Below are 17,412 nucleotides of genomic sequence, written 5' to 3'. Positions count from 1 at the left end.
CTCGCCCCCCGAAACCCGGACCCCGGTACATCCTGCTGCCAGGATCGGCGACGCTCACCCGAACGGGGGCAGTCGTCGCCTTTCTGACGGCAGGACATGATCGCCCTGGATCGAGCGGCGACCGCACCCAACCCTACCGGCCCTTATGTACGTGGGTCAGTGCTCAGGTGACTCAACGGGCGCCGAAGTGACCAGTTCTGTCAGTACGCCATGACAGTCCTTGGGGTGCAGGAAGGTGATTCGTGACCCCATGGAGCCGCGTCGGGGCTCTTCGTACAGCACGCGTACGCCCTTGTCCTTGATCGCGGCGGCCTCGGCGTCGACGTCCGCCGTGCCGAAAGCGATGTGGTGGACCCCCTCGCCGTTCTTCGCGAGCCACTTCGCGACGGTGGAGTCCTCCCGGGTCGGCTCCAGCAGCTGGAGGTAGGAAGCGCCCCCGTCCGAGGTCTCGTTGATCTTCAGCATGGCCTCGCGCACGCCCTGCTCCTCGTTGACCTCGGAGTGGAACACCTCGAAGCCGTAGGTGGCCCGGTAGAACTCCACGGTCGCGTCGAGGTCGTGGCAGGCGATTCCGATGTGGTCGATTCGCGTCAGCATGGATTCAGTGGAACGGTCCCCGTGCGGTTACGCAACGTGCGCGCGATCACACCGACGGCCCGATGACGGGGCGGACCGCAGCTCAGTACATTCGAAGTAAACCCTCGTTCACTCCTCGGCTGTGCAGCCGGATAGGGGATCGCAGCTCATGACTTCTGCATCTTCCGCAACATCCGCAGCGAACGGCACGACGTCCGTCATCGTCGCGGGTGCCCGGACCCCGATGGGCCGGTTGCTCGGCTCGCTCAAGTCCTTCTCCGGAGCCGACCTCGGCGGCTTCGCGATCAAGGCCGCCCTCGACCGTGCGGGGATCGGCGGCGACCAGGTCCAGTACGTGATCATGGGGCAGGTGCTCCAGGCCGGGGCAGGGCAGATCCCGGCACGCCAGGCCGCCGTCAAGGCCGGCATCCCGATGAACGTCCCGGCGCTCACCGTCAACAAGGTGTGCCTGTCCGGCCTCGACGCGATCGCGCTGGCCGACCAGCTGATCCGGGCCGGCGAGTTCGACGTGGTCGTGGCCGGCGGCCAGGAGTCCATGACCAACGCCCCGCACCTGCTGCCGAAGTCCCGCGAGGGCTTCAAGTACGGCGCGGTCCAGATGATCGACGCCATGGCGCACGACGGTCTGACCGACTCCTTCGAGAACGTCGCCATGGGCGAGTCCACCGAGAAGCACAACACCCGCCTGGGCATCGGCCGCCCGGAGCAGGACGAGATCGCCGCCCTGTCCCACCAGCGGGCCGCCGCCGCGCAGAAGAACGGCATCTTCGAGGCGGAGATCACCCCCGTCGAGATCCCGCAGCGCAAGGGCGACCCGGTCCTCTTCAGCCAGGACGAGGGCATCCGCGCCGACACCACCGCCGAGTCGCTGGGCAAGCTGCGTCCCGCCTTCGCCAAGGACGGCACGATCACCGCCGGTTCCTCCTCGCAGATCTCGGACGGTGCGGCGGCCGTGGTCGTGATGAGCAAGGCCAAGGCGCAGGAGCTCGGCCTCGAGTGGATCGCCGAGATCGGTGCCCACGGCAATGTGGCGGGCCCCGACAACTCCCTGCAGTCGCAGCCGTCCAACGCGATCGCCCACGCCCTCAAGAAGGAGGGCCTCGAGGTGTCCGACCTGGACCTCGTCGAGATCAACGAGGCCTTCGCGGCGGTGGCCGTGCAGTCGATGAAGGACCTCGGCGTGTCCACGGAGAAGGTGAACGTCAACGGCGGTGCCATCGCCCTGGGGCACCCGATCGGGATGTCCGGCGCCCGGCTGGTGCTGCACCTGGCGCTGGAGCTGAAGCGGCGCGGCGGCGGCATCGGCGCGGCGGCGCTGTGCGGCGGCGGCGGACAGGGTGACGCGCTGATCGTGCGGGTACCCAAGGCCTGAGCAGGCCGCCCGGCCGTCGTTCCGGGCAGATCCCTACGGCAGGTCCCTACTTGTGAACGGAGCAGTGATGCAGGACGTCTCCACTCTGGTGGCACGGGCCAGGGAGGGCGCGCCGCGCGCCGTGGCCCGGCTGATCTCCCTGGTGGAGGGGGCGTCCCCGCAGCTGAGGGAGGTCATGGCGGCCCTGGCACCGCTGACCGGCAACGCGTACGTGGTCGGCCTGACGGGTTCGCCGGGCGTCGGCAAGTCGACGTCCACCTCGGCGCTGGTGAGCGCGTACCGCAGGCAGGGCAAGCGGGTCGGCGTCCTGGCCGTCGACCCGTCCTCGCCGTTCTCCGGCGGCGCGCTGCTCGGCGACCGGGTCCGGATGTCGGAGCACGCCTCCGATCCCGGTGTCTACATCCGCTCCATGGCGACCCGCGGCCATCTGGGCGGCCTCGCCTGGTCCGCGCCGCAGGCCATCCGCGTCCTCGACGCGGCCGGCTGCGACGTGGTCCTGGTGGAGACGGTCGGCGTCGGCCAGTCGGAGGTGGAGATCGCCTCCCAGGCCGACACGTCGGTGGTGCTCCTCGCGCCCGGCATGGGCGACGGGATCCAGGCGGCCAAGGCCGGAATCCTGGAGATCGGCGACGTCTACGTCGTCAACAAGGCCGACCGCGACGGTGCGGACGCCACCGCCCGCGAGCTGAACCACATGCTGAGCCTCGGCGAGTCCCGCGCTCCCGGCGACTGGCGGCCGCCGATCGTCAAGACCGTCGCCTCGCGCGGGGAGGGCGTCGACGAGGTCGTCGAGGCCCTGGAGAAGCACCACGCGTGGATGGAGGAGCGCGGGGTCCTGGCGGAGCGCCGGCTGGCCCGCGCCGCCCGCGAGGTCGAGACGATCGCCGTCACGACCCTGCGGGAGCGCATCGGGGACCTGCACGGCGACCGCCGCCTGGGCGCGCTGGCGGAACGGATCATCGGCGGCGAGCTGGACCCGTACCGCGCGGCGGACGAACTGGTGGCGGGGCTGACGCGGGGCTGACACGTCCCGGCGCCGGGACGGGACCCGGGACCGGTCCGCGGGGGCCGGCGGGAGCGCACGGGAAGGGCGGTGCGGGCACATTCGCCCGCACCGCCCTGTCCGTTCACGTAGCCGGTTCGGAGGTCCGCCCGGATCTCCGCTCAGCGGTCGTCGCGGTCGTCGTCGCGGTCGTTCCGGTCATCGGCGTCGTCGCGGTCGTCGTCGCCGTCGTCGTCACGTCCGTCGTCACCCCGGTCGTCCGAGTCGTCGTCCGCGGTGACCTTGCCGCTGTTCAGGCCGACCAGCCACTCCCGGTCGTCCCCGCCGGCGGTGACGGTCTCGACCTCCCAGCCCGCCTTGTCGCGGGGCCCGTCGTCGTCCAGGTCCACCGACGTCACGGTGCCCTTGGCCGCCGCCGCCTTCGCGGCCTCCTCGGCCGTCACCGACGTGCCCTTCAGCGCGGCGCGCACCTCGGCGGTGTCGTCATCGTCGTCGTTGTCCCGCTCCGAGCCCAGGACCTTGCCGCTGCTCGGGTCGATCCACACGCTGTACCAGGTGTCGCCGCCGCCGAGGATGTCGACCTCCCAGGCGGCCTTGCCGCGGTGCTCGCCGTCGTCATCGTCGTCGTCCATCTCGACGGAGACCGCGGTGCCCGACTGATGCTTCAGCGCGGCGGAGACGGCCTCGGCGGCGGTCACGTCCGCGGAGAGCCCCCGAGCGTCGTCGTCGTCCAGGTCGTTCCGGTCATCGGCGTCGTCGCGGTTGTCGTCACGCCCGTCGTCACCGTCGTCGTCGCGCCGGTCGTCCCGGTCGTCGTCGCGGTCGTCGTCCGACCCCCACGTGTCCACCTGGTTCGTGCTCGTCGGCTCGTCGTCCCCCGAGACCGCGATGGCCGTCGCAGTGCCTCCGCCGACCAGTGCCGCGGCGGTGACGACGGCGATCACGATGTTGCGCTTCATGTGGGTTCCTCCCCGGTCGCTGCGTTTTCGACGTCCTCAATCTCGCCGATCAATGCTGAGAGGAACCTGAAACCGCCTGAAGTGATCTTCAGGTTCGCTCTGCCACCCTTGTGCGCATGCGTCTGCTGATAGTCGAGGACGAGAAGCGGCTGGCCCTGTCCCTCGCGAAGGGTCTGACCGCCGAGGGGTATGCCGTGGACGTCGTCCACGACGGCCGGGAGGGCCTGCACCGGGCCACGGAGGGCACGTACGACCTCGTGATCCTCGACATCATGCTGCCCGGCCTCAACGGCTACCGCGTCTGTGCCGCCCTGCGCGCCGCCGGACACGACGTGCCGATCCTGATGCTCACCGCCAAGGACGGCGAGTACGACGAGGCCGAGGGCCTGGACACCGGTGCCGACGACTACCTCACCAAGCCGTTCTCCTACGTCGTCCTCGTCGCCCGGGTCAAGGCGCTGCTGCGCCGCCGGGGACAGGGCGCCGGGGCCTCGCCGGTGCGTGTGCTCGGGGACCTGAGGATGGACACCGCCGCCCGCCGGGTCTTCCTGGCCGAGGACGAGGTGACGCTCACCGCCAAGGAGTTCTCCGTGCTCGAGCAGCTGGTGCTGCGGGCCGGCGAGGTGGTGTCCAAGTCGGAGATCCTGGAGCACGTCTGGGACTTCGCCTACGAGGGCGACCCGAACATCGTCGAGGTCTACGTCAGCGCTCTGCGCCGCAAGCTGCGCGCCGGGCTGATCCGGACGGTGCGCGGCGCCGGGTACCGGCTGGAGACGGCGCCGTGAACCGCCTGTTCGGCTCGGTCCGCTCCCGGGCGACGCTCGGCGCCACGCTCGTGGTCGTGGTGGCCCTCTTCGTCACGGGTGCCGCGGTCCTGCAGGCGCTGCGCTCCAACCTGACTGCCGAGGCGGGCACCCAGGCGGAGGGCACGGCGCGGGCGGTCGCCTCCGAACTCGCCGCGCGGACCCCGTACGACCAGCTGTCGGGACTGGACAGCAAGTCCGGGCCCGTGCAGGTCGTCGACGAGGACGGGAACCTGGTCGCAGCCACCGAAGACCTGCAGCGGATCAGCGGTACGGTCACCGACCAGGTCGAGCCCCGCCCGTCCTCCCCTTCGCCCTCGCCCTCCGCGTCCCCCTCGCCGTCGGCCCCGGCCCGTGAGGACGACGACGATGACGACGACGATGACGACGACGATGACGACGACACCGAGGCACCCCGTAGTCCGAGCACGCCGAAGGACGAGGAGTCCGAACCGTCCCTCGCCCCCGGTGAGACCAGCCGGCAGACCACCTTCGGCAGCGGCGCCGCGACCCTGGACGACGACACGGCGGACTACCGCTTCGCGGCCGTCGAGGTGCAGACCCACGACCGGGGCCTGCTCACCGTCTCCGCGGGCGCCCCGCTGGCCGCCGAGCACAGCGCCGTACGCACCGCGCTGACCGTGATGCTGATCGGCTTCCCGCTGCTGGCGGCGCTGGTCGCCGGGATGACCTGGGTGGTCACCGGGCGTGCCCTGCGTCCGGTCGCCGGGATCCGCGAGGAGATGGCCGCGATCACCGCGTCCGAGGACCTCACGCGCCGGGTCCCGGAACCGGGAACCCACGACGAGATCGCGCGGCTCGCCCGCACCACCAACGAGACGCTCGCCGCCCTGGAGACGTCCGTGGAGCGGCAGCGGCGGTTCGTCGCCGACGCCTCGCACGAGCTGCGCAGCCCGATCGCCTCCCTGCGCACCCAGCTGGAGGTGGCCGCCGCCCACCCCGAACTCCTCGACCTGGACGGCGCCGTCGAGGACACCGTGCGGCTCCAGCACCTCGCCGCCGACCTGCTACTGCTCGCCCGGCTGGACGCGGGGGAGCGGCCCGTCGACGCGCGGGTCGACCTGGCCGCGCTGGCCCGCGAGGAGGCGGCGGGACGGACGGGGGTGACCGTGGACGCGGAGTCGGCGGAGGTGGCCGGGTCGCGGGGACAGCTGGGCCGGGTGCTCGGCAACCTGCTCGACAACGGACGCCGCCACGCCCGCGAGACGGTCTCGGTGAGCGTGCGGCGGGAGGGCGACTGGGCGGTGCTCGCGGTCGCCGACGACGGCGACGGGGTGGCCGAGGCCGACCGGGAGCGGATCTTCGAGCGGTTCGTCCGGCTGGACGCCGCCCGCAGCCGCGACGACGGCGGGGCCGGGCTGGGCCTCGCCATCGCGCGGGACGTCGCGGTGCGGCACGGCGGGACGCTCACGGCCGGTGCGGCACCCTCGGGCGGAGCCCTGTTCGAACTCCGCCTGCCGCTCGCCCCGGGGACCTGACCCGGCCGGGCCGGGTGGAACACCACCACCGGGCCGGGGCACCGGGTCAGGCGCTCACCGGGTCAGAAACGCCCGCGCTGGTCGCGCAGGTGCTCCGCGATGGGCTTCAGGGCCTTGTCCAGCTCACCGAGGGTCTCGGGGGAGAGCAGGTCGATGAAGTGCCGGCGCACCGAGGCCACGTGATGGGGCGAGACCTTCTGCATGGTCTCCATGCCGTGGTCGGTGAGGACGGCGAAGAGGCCGCGCCGGTCGGACTCGCAGTGCTCCCGCCGTACCAGGTCCGCGTTCTCCATGCGGGTGACCTGGTGCGAGAGGCGGCTCTTGGACTGGAGGGTGGCGGCGGCGAGGTCGCTCATCCGCATCCGGCGGTCCTCCGACTCGGAGAGGTTCACCAGGATCTCGTAGTCGTTCATTGTCAGGCCGAAGGGCTGCAGATCCTTCTCGAGCTGGTACGTCAACAGCCTGTTGACCTCCAGGTGGGTGCGCCAGGCGCACTGCTCCGCATTGGTCAGCCAGCGCGTGGCCGTCTCGGTCTCCATGAATGAAGTCTACCTAAGAAGTTGAAAGGCGAACTAGTGAGGGTTTTTCTGTGACGGTGACGGCGTGCACGCGTTCGATGTCACACTCCGCAGACTACCGCTCACAGCCCGAAGCGACGCTGGAGGTCTCCCAGCTGTCCGGGAAGGCGCGGTACCCCCGCGCCCTGCCCGTGCGCTCCGGACCCGCCGCCGCCGGGCACTCCCGCCTGCTGCGGAGTGGCCCCCGTGGCCTGCTCCGGCATCAGCGACTCGGACGACTGCAGCAGTACGGTGCCGGCCCCGACGAACTCGAACTGGTGCTCCTCGCCGGAGGTCCCGCCGAGGCCCGTCAGTGCACGTAGACTGCCCAGGACGCCGGTCATGTACCCGTGGTCGTAGTGGTGGCACGGGGAGGGGCAGTCCGCCCACCCGACCAGTGCCTGCGGGTCCACCCGGAGCGGGGGTTCCATGAACACCACGGGGCCGTTCGAGGCGGCCACGAACTTTCCGGTTCCGATGAGCGTCAGGAAACCTGGCACGATCGACTGCTTCAGCGACAGACTTGGCTGAAAAGCGAGCAGATTGCCCGAGCGAATGGTCAGATTGCCGTCCTCGAGGTCGTACGCATTCACATCGAACGCCCGGTCGGCGAGGAGCATCTTGCCCGAGCCCTCCGCCACGACCCAGTCGCTCGCGTGCAGAGGCGAATGGAACGACGTACGGACAAGTCGGTCGAGTCGGCCGTGCCCGATGCCGTTGAAATCGATCGTCCCGTAGTAGGCGATCATCTTCCCCTTCTGCAGGAACCACCGGCTCCCGGCGAGCTCCACGCAGAAGGTGTAGTGATCGACGTTGTCGTCGGACGGCAGGGTCGTCGGGTCGTGGACCGTGACGCCGGGCTGCGGACCGGTGCCCGGGATTCCGTGGGTGCTCACAGTTTCTCCTCCGACGCCTGGACGAACACCGCTCCGCTGCCGCTGAGTTCCAGCTGGAACGCCTCGCCGGAGCCGCGCCCCACCATGTCCCGCCAGCCGAGCGCGGTGGACAGCTTGTTGCGGACGTCGCCGTGATGGGCGACGTAGGCCTGCGGATCGACGTGGACCGGACGCTGCGGGGTGACCGGGATCTCGATCACGCCCCCGTGCGCCATGACCGCCACGGAGCCGTGCCCCTTGAGCGTGGTGGTGAACAGGCCCTGCCCGGAGACCTGGCCCCGGACCATGCCCATCACCCCGCCCTGCGAGCCCAGGAACATCGTGCCCTGCTCCAACGTGCCCTCGAACGCCAGCAGGCGGTCCGCCTCGACGTACAGGGTGTCCCCGGAGAGGTTGATCACCTGGATGTGGTGGCCGCCGTGCCCGAACAGGACCGTGCCGCTGCCCTCGACGGTCATCAGGGGGGTGTCCTCGCCCGCCACCCGCCGGCCGATCATCGACCGGAGTCCGCCCTGGCCGCCCATCGTGTTGGGGGTGAAGCCGATCTCGCCCCGGTAGGCGAGCATCGCGCCGCGCTGGCTGAACAGCCGCTGACCGGGCGCTACGGTCGCCTCGACGACCTTCGAGTTGATCTCCTGGAAGGGCATGTCAGACGTCTCCCGCGATCGTGTTCCGCTCGCTGGGCTGGACGTACACCAGCCCGTCGCCCTCGAACCGCATCTGGAACGCCTCGCCGCCGCCCTCCCCGAGCAGCGTGCGGAACGTCACCCCGGACTGGAGGGACTGGCGAAGATTCCCCTGGTGGGCCACATAGGCGCCGGGGTCGACGGTCAGCGGGTACTGCGGAGCGACCCGGAGCAGCACCGCGGGCCCGTCCGACATGATCGCCGCCTGACCGTGTCCCTCGACGGTGGTCGTGAACAGCCCGTTGCCCTGCGAGGCGCCGCGCAGACCGGTGAAACCGGTCCCCGTGCGCAGACCGCCGTCGGCCGCCAGCAGGTTGCTCGACTCCACGTAGAGCGTGTCCCCCTGGAGCCCGACCAGATTGATGTCGGAGGCACGGTCCGCGAACCAGCAGATCCCACGGCCCTTCACCTCCATCACCGTCATCTGCTCACCGGTCAGCCGCCGGGTCACCATCCCCCGGATGCCGTCCCCGCCACCGGTGAGCTTCTTGAACGCCATATCGCCGTCGTACGCGACCATCGAGCCGTTCTTCGCCTTCACGGCGTCCCCGGTCATCTCGACGGCGAGCACCTTGCTGCTCTGAAGTCGGAACATCGCCACATCCGCGACGTTAACCGCAGCCCCGTCCCCGGAACAGGTCCTGTCGGGGGAGACATCCCCTGAAGATCCCCCTAGGGGCCGCACCGGCCGCTCCGGCCGCTCCGGCCGCACTGGGCGCTCCGGGCGCGCCGCCGTCGGGGGAGGGCTGTACGGACGTGCGCGTGTGCGAGCGGGTGGCCGGCCGTGTCGCACACGGACCCCCTCCGGTGATCGCGAATGCTGTTTGCCACAATGGATGAGCGCTTGTGCGTGCGTTCACAAAGCGTCAGGCACAGGACAACGGATCGGGCCGCCGGGCCCGGTACGACTCGTAGACACCGCTGTCTCTCCCACCGAAGGTGATCCGTGGACCTCAAGACCGCCAGTGCCCTCCGCCGCCTCCGCCTGGTATCGGGCCCCGAGGCGATCTCGTTCCTGCTGCTCCTCGTCGCCTCGGTCCTGAAGCGGACCACGGAGTTCAACGCCGTCCCGGCGCTGGGCGCGATCCACGGATTCCTCTTCGTCGTGTACGTGCTCTTCTGGGCCGACGCCTGGAACCGCGCCAAGTGGCCGCTGAAGACCGCCGCCTTCTACTTCCTGATGTCGGTCCTGCCCACCGGCGGCTTCTTCGCCGAGCGCCGGCTCAAGCGGGAGACCGAGGACGCGGTGATCGCGTCCCGCGCCCGCAAGGAAGGGGTCGTGAGCGCGTGATCGTCGCCTTTTCCGTGACGCCGCTCGGTGTCGGCGAGGACGTGGGGGAGTACGTCGCCGACGCCGTGCGGGTGGTCCGTGAGTCCGGGCTGCCGAACCGCACCGACGCCATGTTCACCTCGGTCGAGGGCGACTGGGACGAGGTGATGGACGTCGTGAGGCGCGCCGTGGCGGCGGTCGAGGCGCGCGCCCCGCGGGTGTCCCTGGTCCTCAAGGCGGACATCCGGCCCGGGGTCGAGGACGGACTCACCTCCAAGGTCGAGACCGTCGAGCGGCACCTGGGCCGGGGCGCGGACGAGAGCCGGTAGGCGGGAGCCGGGGGCAGAGCGCGCGGGGCCCCGGTGCCGCCCCGCGCCTCACCCGCGCCCGGCCGTGCGGCGCAGGTGATGGCGTACCGCGCGGTGGGCGACCGGGCCGAGGCCGTCCAGGGCGGCGATGAGGATCCCCAGCTGCTCCAGGGCGTCCAGCGCCGCGCCCGCACCCGCCGGATCCACCCCCTCGTACAGTTCGAGGCCCACGAAGGACGCCGCCACCGCGCGGGCGAGCCCGCCGGAGTCGGTGAACTCGCCGAACGGGGTTCCGGGCAGCACCCGTTCGAGGACCTTCTCGATCTCCACGATCCACAGGTCGAGCCCCGCCGACGTCGCCGCCTTCAGGCTGTCGTGGGTCTGTGCGCCGGCCAGCAACTGCCCGAGCAGGGCCACCTGGCCCGCGGCGCGCTCCTCGTCGTGCATCTCCCGCCCGAAGGCGAGGAGTTCCGTGAGGGAGCCGACCTCCGCGAGGCGGGCGCGGTAGCGGGCGACCCGCTGCTCGGCCCCGTGGCGGCAGGCGGCGGAGAGCAGTTCGTCCACCGAGCCGAAATGGTAGAAGACCAGCGCCTGGTTGACCCCGGCCGTCGTCGCGATCGCCCGTGCCGAGGCCTTGGCGATGCCCTGCTCGGCGAGCGTGCGCAGAGCCCCCTCCAGCAGCTTCGTCCTGGTGCTGTCGGCGGGGCTCACGCGCGCGGCTCCTCACGGACCGGACGCAGACCGGGGCGCACCCCGCACGCGCGGATGTCGCTGTAGACGGCGGTGAAGGACCCCTCGTAGCCGAAGAGCGGCCCGAAGCGGCGGTTGGTGACGTCGACCCGGATCCGGAAGCGGCCGGCGCGTTCGTCGTAGGACTCGCGCACCTCGGCCCTCGCGCCGACGATCTCGGGTACGCGCACGTCCACCGGCCCCTCCCGGAAGCGGTGTCCGCCCGAGCGGATCAGCAGGGAACCATCGGGTTCCGCGCGGAAGCGGAGGTCGGTGGCGAGATGCTGGTGGGTGCCGAGGTAGTCGACGATGCGGTCGCCCCGGGGGCCCAGCACCATCTGGGCGTCGAAGCGGCGGGGGCGGCCGGGCAGCTGGAAGGTGCGCACGAAGGTCACCGTCTCACGGCCGAAGCCGTCGGTGTACGGCACGTTCTCGATGGTGAAGGGGACGTGCCGGCCCTGCCGGGGGACCAGGATGTTCCGGGTCGCGCCGAGCGCCAGGAACGGCTTCACGAAGGCACCGCCGTGCCAGACGCGGTCCATCACGCCGTGGCCCGTACAGGCCTCGCCGCTCGTCAGGCCGACGGAGAAGCGGCGTCGCAGTTCGGGGTGGAGGCGGTCGAAGTCGGCGCCCATCACGGTGCGGAAGATCGAGGTCATCGCGGGGCCTCCAGGGTGCGCAGCAGCCGGGGCGGACGGACCGGGTCCGGCGGGGTGCGCAGACAGCGGCGGGCGGCCGGGGTGCGGGCCAGTGGCGGGGCGAGGAACGCGGCGGCGGCCGCCGCCATGAGGAGCAGCGGGGGCAGGAAGGCGCCCGCGGAGCCGAGCAGGGCGACCGGCTTCAGGGTGAGGGCGGTGCCGGCGGCGGTGATCACCGCCGCCCGGAGCGTCAGTTCCGTCAGCCAGTTGCGGCGGGCGCGTTCGGGGGTGACACCGTGCTCCAGCCAGATCCGCAGCCGGTCGAAGGACCAGGCCGTCGCCCAGCCCATCAGGGGGCGCAGCACCAGCCGGTCCGCGAGCGCCCCGACGGCACCCCAGCGGGGCCGGTAGTCGTACCCGGTGAGGAAACGCACGCCGGTCCCGTCCCCCGCCTCCTCCCCGCTCCCGTCGGGGACGTAACGCCAGTAGCCGCTGCCGTCCGCGAGCAGGGAGAGCGGGTGCGGGCAGGAGAAGCGGAGCGCGGAGGTGCGGGTGCCGTCCGGGCGTTCCTTCTCACCGGCCGAGACGCCGGTGCCGGCGATGGTGAGGAACGGCAGCACGCGCGTGGCGTAGCGGAAGTGCCGGGACCCGTCCCCGGCGCGCGGGAGGTGACGGATCTCGGTGAAGCGCAGGTCCCAGCGCTGGTGCTCGGCCGGGTCCTGGGTGCGCGCCCACAGCTCGTCGAGGTCCGCGCGGACCCGCGTCTCCACGTACAGCCTCATGCCGGCCCCCTGTCAGCAGCGTGTTTGAGCGAGTGCTCAACCGCTGTGAGGGGGAGCGTACGGTGTTTTGAGCGAACGCTCAATGACGGGGTGTCTCGCGGGATCCGATCGAAGGGCGAGACGGAGCTGACCGGCATGTGACCGGCCGGTAGGGTCTGCTGCGTGCCGAAGCCGCTCAGTCTCTCGTTCGATCCCATCGCCCGCGCCGACGAACTCTGGAAGCAGCGCTGGGGGAGCGTGCCGTCCATGGCCGCGATCACCTCGGTCATGCGCGCCCACCAGATCCTGCTGGCCGAGGTCGACGCGGTCGTCAAGCCGTACGGGCTCACCTTCGCGCGGTACGAGGCGCTGGTGCTGCTGACCTTCTCGAAGTCCGGCGAGCTGCCGATGTCCAAGATCGGCGAGCGGCTCATGGTGCACCCCACGTCCGTGACGAACACCGTGGACCGGCTGGTGCGGTCGGGCCTGGTCGACAAGCGCCCCAACCCCAACGACGGCCGCGGCACCCTCGCGAGCATCACCGAGAAGGGCCGCGAGGTCGTCGAGGCGGCCACCCGCGACCTGATGGCGATGGACTTCGGCCTCGGCACCTACGACGCCGCGGAATGCACCGAACTGTTCGCGATGCTCCGGCCGCTGCGCCTGGCCGCCGGGGACTTCGAGGAGAAGTGACCGACGGCACCGGGGGCCGGGCCGGAACCCGTCGGAACGGACCGTTACGCTCGGCTTCATGAAACGAAGCGTGCTGACCCGCTACCGGGTCATGGCCTACGTCACCGGTGTCCTGCTGGTTCTGCTGACCTTTGGCATGATCGGCAAGTACCTGCTCGACATGGGCGGCGCGGCCGACTTCACGCAGGTCGTCAGCATCGCCCACGGCTGGCTGTACGTCCTGTACCTGATCTTCGCCTTCGACCTCGGCTCCAAGCTGAAGTGGCCGGTCAAGAAGCAGATCTGGGTGCTGCTGGCCGGGACCATCCCGACGGCCGCCTTCTTCGTCGAGCGCAGGATCTCCCGCGAGCTGGAGTCGGCGTTCGCCGCCGACGCTCCCGCGACCGCCAAGGCGTAGCCACCGGGTGCCGCCGCGGGGCCGTACGGCCCCGCGGCATTGCCGTGTCCACCGCCGTACGGAGCAGCGTGTGGCGGTCTGCCATCGACATTTACTAGGACGTCCAAGTAAATTCGAGGGTATGGACGCTGACGCCATCGAGGAGGGCCGCCGTCGCTGGCAGGCCCGGTACGACGCCGCGCGCAAGCGCGACGCAGACTTCACCACGCTCTCCGGCGACCCCGTGGAGCCGGTGTACGGGCCCCGGCCCGGTGACGCCTACGAGGGGTTCGAGCGGATCGGCTGGCCGGGGGAGTACCCCTTCACCCGCGGCCTGTACCCGACCGGCTACCGGGGGCGCACCTGGACGATCCGGCAGTTCGCCGGGTTCGGGAACGCCGAGCAGACCAACGAGCGCTACAAGATGATCCTGAGCAACGGCGGCGGCGGACTGTCCGTCGCCTTCGACATGCCCACGCTCATGGGACGCGACTCCGACGACCCGCGCTCCCTGGGCGAGGTCGGGCACTGCGGGGTGGCCATCGACTCGGCCGCCGACATGGAGGTCCTGTTCAAGGACATCCCGCTCGGGGACGTGACGACCTCGATGACGATCAGCGGGCCGGCCGTGCCCGTCTTCTGCATGTACCTCGTGGCCGCCGAGCGCCAGGGCGTGGACCCCGCCGTGCTCAACGGCACGCTGCAGACGGACATCTTCAAGGAGTACATCGCCCAGAAGGAGTGGCTCTTCCAGCCCGAGCCGCATCTGCGCCTCATCGGCGACCTGATGGAGCACTGCGCGGCCGGCATCCCCGCCTACAAGCCGCTCTCCGTCTCCGGCTACCACATCCGTGAGGCCGGGTCGACGGCCGCCCAGGAGCTGGCGTACACGCTCGCGGACGGCTTCGGGTACGTGGAACTGGGCCTCAGCCGCGGACTCGACGTGGACGTGTTCGCCCCCGGCCTGTCCTTCTTCTTCGACGCCCACCTCGACTTCTTCGAGGAGATCGCCAAGTTCCGCGCCGCGCGCCGCATCTGGGCCCGCTGGATGCGGGACGTGTACGGCGCCAGGAGCGAGAAGGCGCAGTGGCTGCGGTTCCACACCCAGACCGCGGGCGTCTCGCTGACCGCCCAGCAGCCGTACAACAACGTCGTACGCACCGCCGTCGAGGCGCTCGCCGCCGTCCTCGGCGGGACCAACTCCCTGCACACCAACGCCCTGGACGAGACGCTCGCGCTGCCCAGCGAGCAGGCCGCCGAGATCGCCCTGCGCACCCAGCAGGTGCTCATGGAGGAGACCGGCGTCGCCAACGTGGCCGACCCGCTCGGCGGTTCCTGGTTCGTCGAACAGCTGACGGACCGGATCGAGGCGGACGCGGAGAAGATCTTCGAGCAGATCAAGGAGCGCGGCCTGCGCGCCCACCCCGACGGCCGGCACCCGATCGGCCCCATCACCTCCGGCATCCTGCGCGGCATCGAGGACGGCTGGTTCACCGGCGAGATCGCCGAGGCGGCGTTCCGCTACCAGCAGTCCCTGGAGAAGGACGACAAGAAGGTCGTCGGCGTCAACGTCCACACCGGCTCGGTCACCGGCGACCTGGAGATCCTGCGGGTCAGCCACGAGGTGGAACGCGAGCAGGTGCGCACCCTGGGCGAGCGCAAGGCCGCCCGCGACGACGCGGCGGTCCGCGCGGCCCTGACCGCCATGCTCGACGCGGCCCGCTCCGGCGCCAACATGATCGAACCGATGCTGGACGCCGTACGCGCCGAGGCCACCCTGGGCGAGATCTGCGACGTGCTGCGGGACGAGTGGGGGGTGTACACGGAGCCCCCGGGCTTCTGACCGGACGGGCGGATGGCCGGACGGACGGATGGTCGAACGGACGGATGGTCGAACGGCGGGGCGGCCGGACGGCGCACGGACCCGGCCCGGTGGCGGGGCGTCTCCCGCTACGGGCCGGTGCCGGTCGTGACGAGGCCCGACAGCAGGACCCGGGTGAAACCGTGCACCCACTCCTCGTCCACCGGCTGCCCGCTGACCAGCGTGCGGTGCACCACGGCACCGGCCACCATGTCGAAGATCAGGCCCACGGTGCGGGCCGCCTCGTCCGGATCCGGCTCGGGCGGCAGCTCGCCCCGGTCCTGGGCGCGCGTCCGGCCGGTGTGGACCAGGTGCTTCTGCCGCTCGACGATCGAGACGCGGATGCGTTCGCGCAGCGCCTCGTCGAGGGTGGACTCCGCGACCACCGCCATCAGTCCGCTTCTGGCCTCCGGGCGGGACAGCAGCGCCGCGAACTGCAGGACCACGCCCTCGACGTCCGCGGCGAGGCTGCCGCAGTCGGGGAGTTCGAGTTCGTCGAAGAGCTCGGCGACCGCGTCCACGACCAGTTCGTTCTTGCCCGCCCAGCGCCGGTAGAGGGTTGTCTTGGCGACGCCCGCACGGCTCGCGACGTCGCCCAGAGTGAGCCTGGACCACCCCAGTTCGACCAGCGCCTCCCGGGTCGCGGCCAGGATCGCGGCATCGGCGGCGGCGCTGCGCGGGCGTCCGGTGCGGCTGGCGGGCGTGCGGCTCTGCATCGCACGACCATAACCGCCCTCCCCGTGCGCGCCCCTGCGACCGCGTGCCCGTGCGTTCCCGTGTGCCCGTGCCTACCCGGGTGTCCGTGAGGGAGATCACCGGGGCGGGCCGCCCCGTACGCTCCGCCCCGTATTACGCTACGGCTCGTAGCGAAAGCGTGGGGTCACTCGGAGGCCGACGCGCTCGAGCGACGACCACCGGCGTGGGGTGGGGACCCGACGCCCGACAGTACGGCGACCGACAACACCCGGACATCCGGGTTTTCGGGCGCTTTTCACAGACACGCGGGGTACGGGGGAGGATAGACGCATGCAGCCACGGAACATGTCCATGAGCGGAGTCGTCGACCTCGCCGCGGTGAAGGCGGCCCAAGAGGCCAAGACGAAGGCGGAGCAGGCCCGCGCGGAAGCGGTCCGGCAGGGTGGAGGGGGCGCCGTCTCCCCGGCCGACCTCGTCATCGACGTCGACGAAGCCGGCTTCGAGAGCGACATCCTGCAGCGGTCCGCCGAGGTCCCGGTCGTCATCGACTTCTGGGCCGAGTGGTGCGAGCCCTGCAAGCAGCTGAGCCCCGTCCTGGAGCGGCTCGCCGTCGAGTACAACGGGCGCTTCCTCCTCGCCAAGATCGACGTCGACGCCAACCAGATGCTGATGCAGCAGTTCGGGATCCAGGGGATCCCGGCGGTCTTCGCGGTGGTGGCCGGACAGGCGCTGCCGCTCTTCCAGGGCGCCGCGGGCGAGGCGCAGATCCGCCAGACCCTGGACCAGCTGGTGCAGGTCGCCGAGGAGCGGTTCGGTCTGACCGGACTCACCGTCGACCCCGACGCCGCGCCCGGGGGCGGCGGTGCCGCCCCGGAGGCCGAGGAGCCCGTCGGCCCGTACGACGCCCTGCTGGAGGCCGCGGTACAGGCACTGGACGCCGGTGACCTGGGCGGCGCGATCCAGGCCTACAGGAACGTGCTGACCGACGACCCCGGCAACCCGGAGGCCCAGCTGGGTCTCGCCCAGGCCGAACTGCTCCACCGGGTGCAGGGCCTGGACCCGCAGCAGGTGCGTGCGAACGCCGCCGGAAACCCCAAGGACGTCGAGGCGCAGATCACCGCCGCCGACCTGGACCTGGTGGGCGGTCACGTCGAGGACGCCTTCGGCCGGCTCATCGAGACGGTGGGACGTACGGCGGGCGACGACCGCGATGCCGTACGGGTACGGCTGCTGGAGCTGTTCGAGGTGGTCGGGGCCGACGACCCGCGGGTCGTCGCCGCGCGCCGGGCGCTGGCACGCGCCCTGTTCTGAACGGGGCGGGCGCCTGGTTTCCGGCCGCCGAAAGGCGGTTTCCGGACGAGTGGTGCCCGAGTGAAGGAATGGCCGACGGAGGCCGAAGCGGCCGCGCTTTGCTAAAACTTGGCAATCGCGGCCGCTGTTACTGCGAGTAAGTCACCCGCGTTGATCTGTCGGATTCTGTCCACCGATCAACTGCTTTGTGAACCCCCTCCAGGGCACCCAGGGTCGCCGTCCGATACCGGCGGGTCGCCGCTCGGTTATCCGGTCGTTACTGGCAAGTAATGAACCCCCTTGTGCGGGCGGCGAGAATGCACCACGATCGGCGACGCTCGGTCCATCGCCCGTGCCCGACATCCGGTCGGGACGCGGGCGCGGGTCCCCACCGGGCAGAACCGGTGGCAGTGGAGCC

General features: G+C 71.2%; 20 protein-coding genes. 10 read left to right on the top strand and 10 right to left on the bottom strand.

The window, feature by feature from the left end; translation table 11 throughout:
• Positions 1-156: 156 nt before the first annotated feature.
• The gene (mce, locus tag ACIF80_RS00180; protein WP_055593439.1) at positions 157-597 is read right to left on the bottom strand and encodes a methylmalonyl-CoA epimerase; all 441 of its coding nucleotides are present in this window, start codon (positions 595-597) and stop codon (positions 157-159) included.
• Positions 598-745: 148 nt separating this feature from the next.
• Here mce and ACIF80_RS00175 point away from each other — a divergent pair, with 148 nt between their 5' ends.
• Entirely contained in the window at positions 746-1,969 is a 1,224-nt protein-coding gene (locus tag ACIF80_RS00175; RefSeq protein WP_399797378.1) for an acetyl-CoA C-acetyltransferase, read from the top strand.
• Between the two features lie 67 nt (positions 1,970-2,036).
• Positions 2,037-2,993 carry a methylmalonyl Co-A mutase-associated GTPase MeaB gene (gene meaB, locus ACIF80_RS00170; protein ID WP_055571060.1) on the top strand — a complete coding sequence of 319 codons (957 nt, stop codon included), beginning with the start codon at positions 2,037-2,039 and terminating at the stop codon, positions 2,991-2,993.
• 140 nt (positions 2,994-3,133) lie between these two features.
• Here the strand turns inward: meaB and ACIF80_RS00165 are convergent, their stop codons facing one another.
• The gene (locus ACIF80_RS00165; protein ID WP_399797375.1) at positions 3,134-3,931 is read right to left on the bottom strand and encodes a PepSY domain-containing protein; all 798 of its coding nucleotides are present in this window, start codon (positions 3,929-3,931) and stop codon (positions 3,134-3,136) included.
• Positions 3,932-4,047: 116 nt separating this feature from the next.
• On the opposite strand from ACIF80_RS00165, the gene ACIF80_RS00160 reads away from it, so the two are divergent.
• Both ACIF80_RS00160 and ACIF80_RS00155 read left to right on the top strand, forming a co-directional pair.
• A complete protein-coding gene (locus tag ACIF80_RS00160; protein ID WP_399797373.1) occupies positions 4,048-4,716 on the top strand; it encodes a response regulator transcription factor in 669 nt (222 codons plus the stop codon).
• A complete protein-coding gene (locus ACIF80_RS00155; protein ID WP_399797371.1) occupies positions 4,713-6,233 on the top strand; it encodes a sensor histidine kinase in 1,521 nt (506 codons plus the stop codon). Before ACIF80_RS00160 ends, ACIF80_RS00155 begins: the two co-directional genes overlap by 4 nt.
• Positions 6,234-6,295: 62 nt before the next feature.
• On the opposite strand, the gene ACIF80_RS00150 is transcribed toward ACIF80_RS00155, so the two are convergent.
• The 4 genes from ACIF80_RS00150 to ACIF80_RS00135 all read right to left on the bottom strand — a co-directional run bounded on the left by ACIF80_RS00150 (position 6,296) and on the right by ACIF80_RS00135 (position 8,967).
• Entirely contained in the window at positions 6,296-6,772 is a 477-nt protein-coding gene (locus tag ACIF80_RS00150) for a MarR family winged helix-turn-helix transcriptional regulator (protein WP_399797368.1), read from the bottom strand.
• Between the two features lie 101 nt (positions 6,773-6,873).
• Positions 6,874-7,686, bottom strand: a complete 813-nt coding sequence (locus ACIF80_RS00145) for an AIM24 family protein (RefSeq protein ID WP_399797366.1) — start codon at positions 7,684-7,686, stop codon at positions 6,874-6,876.
• Positions 7,683-8,333 carry an AIM24 family protein gene (locus tag ACIF80_RS00140; protein WP_399797364.1) on the bottom strand — a complete coding sequence of 217 codons (651 nt, stop codon included), beginning with the start codon at positions 8,331-8,333 and terminating at the stop codon, positions 7,683-7,685. The genes ACIF80_RS00145 and ACIF80_RS00140 overlap by 4 nt, the downstream gene beginning before the upstream one ends.
• Before the next feature lies 1 nt (position 8,334).
• Positions 8,335-8,967: an AIM24 family protein gene (locus ACIF80_RS00135; RefSeq protein ID WP_399797362.1), complete on the bottom strand. Its 633-nt coding sequence runs from the start codon at positions 8,965-8,967 to the stop codon at positions 8,335-8,337.
• A 351-nt stretch (positions 8,968-9,318) separates the two neighbouring features.
• Here ACIF80_RS00135 and ACIF80_RS00130 point away from each other — a divergent pair, with 351 nt between their 5' ends.
• Positions 9,319-9,663 (top strand): DUF3817 domain-containing protein, encoded by a 345-nt coding sequence (locus tag ACIF80_RS00130; RefSeq protein ID WP_399797359.1) that lies wholly within the window; start codon positions 9,319-9,321, stop codon positions 9,661-9,663.
• Positions 9,660-9,971 (top strand): MTH1187 family thiamine-binding protein, encoded by a 312-nt coding sequence (locus tag ACIF80_RS00125; protein ID WP_399797357.1) that lies wholly within the window; start codon positions 9,660-9,662, stop codon positions 9,969-9,971. Before ACIF80_RS00130 ends, ACIF80_RS00125 begins: the two co-directional genes overlap by 4 nt.
• Positions 9,972-10,019: 48 nt before the next feature.
• On the opposite strand, the gene ACIF80_RS00120 is transcribed toward ACIF80_RS00125, so the two are convergent.
• From ACIF80_RS00120 to ACIF80_RS00110, 3 genes are read right to left on the bottom strand one after another with little or no spacing between them, the layout of a single operon-like run.
• Positions 10,020-10,661 (bottom strand): TetR/AcrR family transcriptional regulator, encoded by a 642-nt coding sequence (locus tag ACIF80_RS00120; RefSeq protein WP_399797354.1) that lies wholly within the window; start codon positions 10,659-10,661, stop codon positions 10,020-10,022.
• Positions 10,658-11,338, bottom strand: a complete 681-nt coding sequence (locus tag ACIF80_RS00115) for a DUF4166 domain-containing protein (protein WP_399797351.1) — start codon at positions 11,336-11,338, stop codon at positions 10,658-10,660. Before ACIF80_RS00115 ends, ACIF80_RS00120 begins: the two co-directional genes overlap by 4 nt.
• Positions 11,335-12,099: a hypothetical protein gene (locus ACIF80_RS00110; protein WP_399797348.1), complete on the bottom strand. Its 765-nt coding sequence runs from the start codon at positions 12,097-12,099 to the stop codon at positions 11,335-11,337. The genes ACIF80_RS00115 and ACIF80_RS00110 overlap by 4 nt, the downstream gene beginning before the upstream one ends.
• 162 nt (positions 12,100-12,261) lie before the next feature.
• Between ACIF80_RS00110 and ACIF80_RS00105 the strand changes: the two genes are divergently transcribed.
• The 3 genes from ACIF80_RS00105 to ACIF80_RS00095 all read left to right on the top strand — a co-directional run bounded on the left by ACIF80_RS00105 (position 12,262) and on the right by ACIF80_RS00095 (position 14,990).
• Positions 12,262-12,771, top strand: a complete 510-nt coding sequence (locus tag ACIF80_RS00105; protein WP_399797346.1) for a MarR family winged helix-turn-helix transcriptional regulator — start codon at positions 12,262-12,264, stop codon at positions 12,769-12,771.
• A gap of 58 nt (positions 12,772-12,829) precedes the next feature.
• A complete protein-coding gene (locus ACIF80_RS00100; RefSeq protein ID WP_399797343.1) occupies positions 12,830-13,168 on the top strand; it encodes a DUF3817 domain-containing protein in 339 nt (112 codons plus the stop codon).
• A 121-nt stretch (positions 13,169-13,289) separates the two neighbouring features.
• On the top strand, positions 13,290-14,990 hold the full coding sequence (locus ACIF80_RS00095; protein ID WP_399797340.1) for a methylmalonyl-CoA mutase: 1,701 nt from the start codon (positions 13,290-13,292) through the stop codon (positions 14,988-14,990).
• A gap of 107 nt (positions 14,991-15,097) precedes the next feature.
• Here ACIF80_RS00095 and ACIF80_RS00090 read toward each other — a convergent pair whose 3' ends face one another.
• Positions 15,098-15,724 (bottom strand): TetR/AcrR family transcriptional regulator, encoded by a 627-nt coding sequence (locus tag ACIF80_RS00090; protein WP_399797338.1) that lies wholly within the window; start codon positions 15,722-15,724, stop codon positions 15,098-15,100.
• 310 nt (positions 15,725-16,034) lie between these two features.
• Here ACIF80_RS00090 and ACIF80_RS00085 point away from each other — a divergent pair, with 310 nt between their 5' ends.
• Positions 16,035-17,015 carry a tetratricopeptide repeat protein gene (locus ACIF80_RS00085; protein ID WP_399797335.1) on the top strand — a complete coding sequence of 327 codons (981 nt, stop codon included), beginning with the start codon at positions 16,035-16,037 and terminating at the stop codon, positions 17,013-17,015.
• Positions 17,016-17,412 lie beyond the last annotated feature (397 nt).

The organism is Streptomyces sp. NPDC085927 (assembly GCF_044540975.1).
In the GTDB taxonomy this organism is placed as follows: Bacteria; Actinomycetota; Actinomycetes; order Streptomycetales; family Streptomycetaceae; genus Streptomyces; species Streptomyces hirsutus.
The sequence above is the reverse complement of the archived record's forward strand: the minus strand, read 5'-3'. Positions and strand labels throughout refer to the sequence as shown.

What these genes read in the sequence shown, in the direction of transcription:
- meaB (WP_055571060.1), top strand. Translation starts at nt 2,037, where the DNA reads ATGCAGGACGTCTCCACTCTGGTGGCACGGGCCAGGGAGGGCGCGCCG.
- ACIF80_RS00110 (WP_399797348.1), bottom strand. Translation starts at nt 12,099, where the DNA reads ATGAGGCTGTACGTGGAGACGCGGGTCCGCGCGGACCTCGACGAGCTG.
- ACIF80_RS00135 (WP_399797362.1), bottom strand. Translation starts at nt 8,967, where the DNA reads ATGTTCCGACTTCAGAGCAGCAAGGTGCTCGCCGTCGAGATGACCGGG.
- ACIF80_RS00175 (WP_399797378.1), top strand. Translation starts at nt 746, where the DNA reads ATGACTTCTGCATCTTCCGCAACATCCGCAGCGAACGGCACGACGTCC.
- ACIF80_RS00160 (WP_399797373.1), top strand. Translation starts at nt 4,048, where the DNA reads ATGCGTCTGCTGATAGTCGAGGACGAGAAGCGGCTGGCCCTGTCCCTC.
- ACIF80_RS00100 (WP_399797343.1), top strand. Translation starts at nt 12,830, where the DNA reads ATGAAACGAAGCGTGCTGACCCGCTACCGGGTCATGGCCTACGTCACC.
- ACIF80_RS00165 (WP_399797375.1), bottom strand. Translation starts at nt 3,931, where the DNA reads ATGAAGCGCAACATCGTGATCGCCGTCGTCACCGCCGCGGCACTGGTC.
- ACIF80_RS00085 (WP_399797335.1), top strand. Translation starts at nt 16,035, where the DNA reads ATGCAGCCACGGAACATGTCCATGAGCGGAGTCGTCGACCTCGCCGCG.
- ACIF80_RS00150 (WP_399797368.1), bottom strand. Translation starts at nt 6,772, where the DNA reads ATGGAGACCGAGACGGCCACGCGCTGGCTGACCAATGCGGAGCAGTGC.
- ACIF80_RS00090 (WP_399797338.1), bottom strand. Translation starts at nt 15,724, where the DNA reads ATGCAGAGCCGCACGCCCGCCAGCCGCACCGGACGCCCGCGCAGCGCC.
- ACIF80_RS00095 (WP_399797340.1), top strand. Translation starts at nt 13,290, where the DNA reads ATGGACGCTGACGCCATCGAGGAGGGCCGCCGTCGCTGGCAGGCCCGG.
- ACIF80_RS00140 (WP_399797364.1), bottom strand. Translation starts at nt 8,333, where the DNA reads ATGCCCTTCCAGGAGATCAACTCGAAGGTCGTCGAGGCGACCGTAGCG.
- ACIF80_RS00115 (WP_399797351.1), bottom strand. Translation starts at nt 11,338, where the DNA reads ATGACCTCGATCTTCCGCACCGTGATGGGCGCCGACTTCGACCGCCTC.
- mce (WP_055593439.1), bottom strand. Translation starts at nt 597, where the DNA reads ATGCTGACGCGAATCGACCACATCGGAATCGCCTGCCACGACCTCGAC.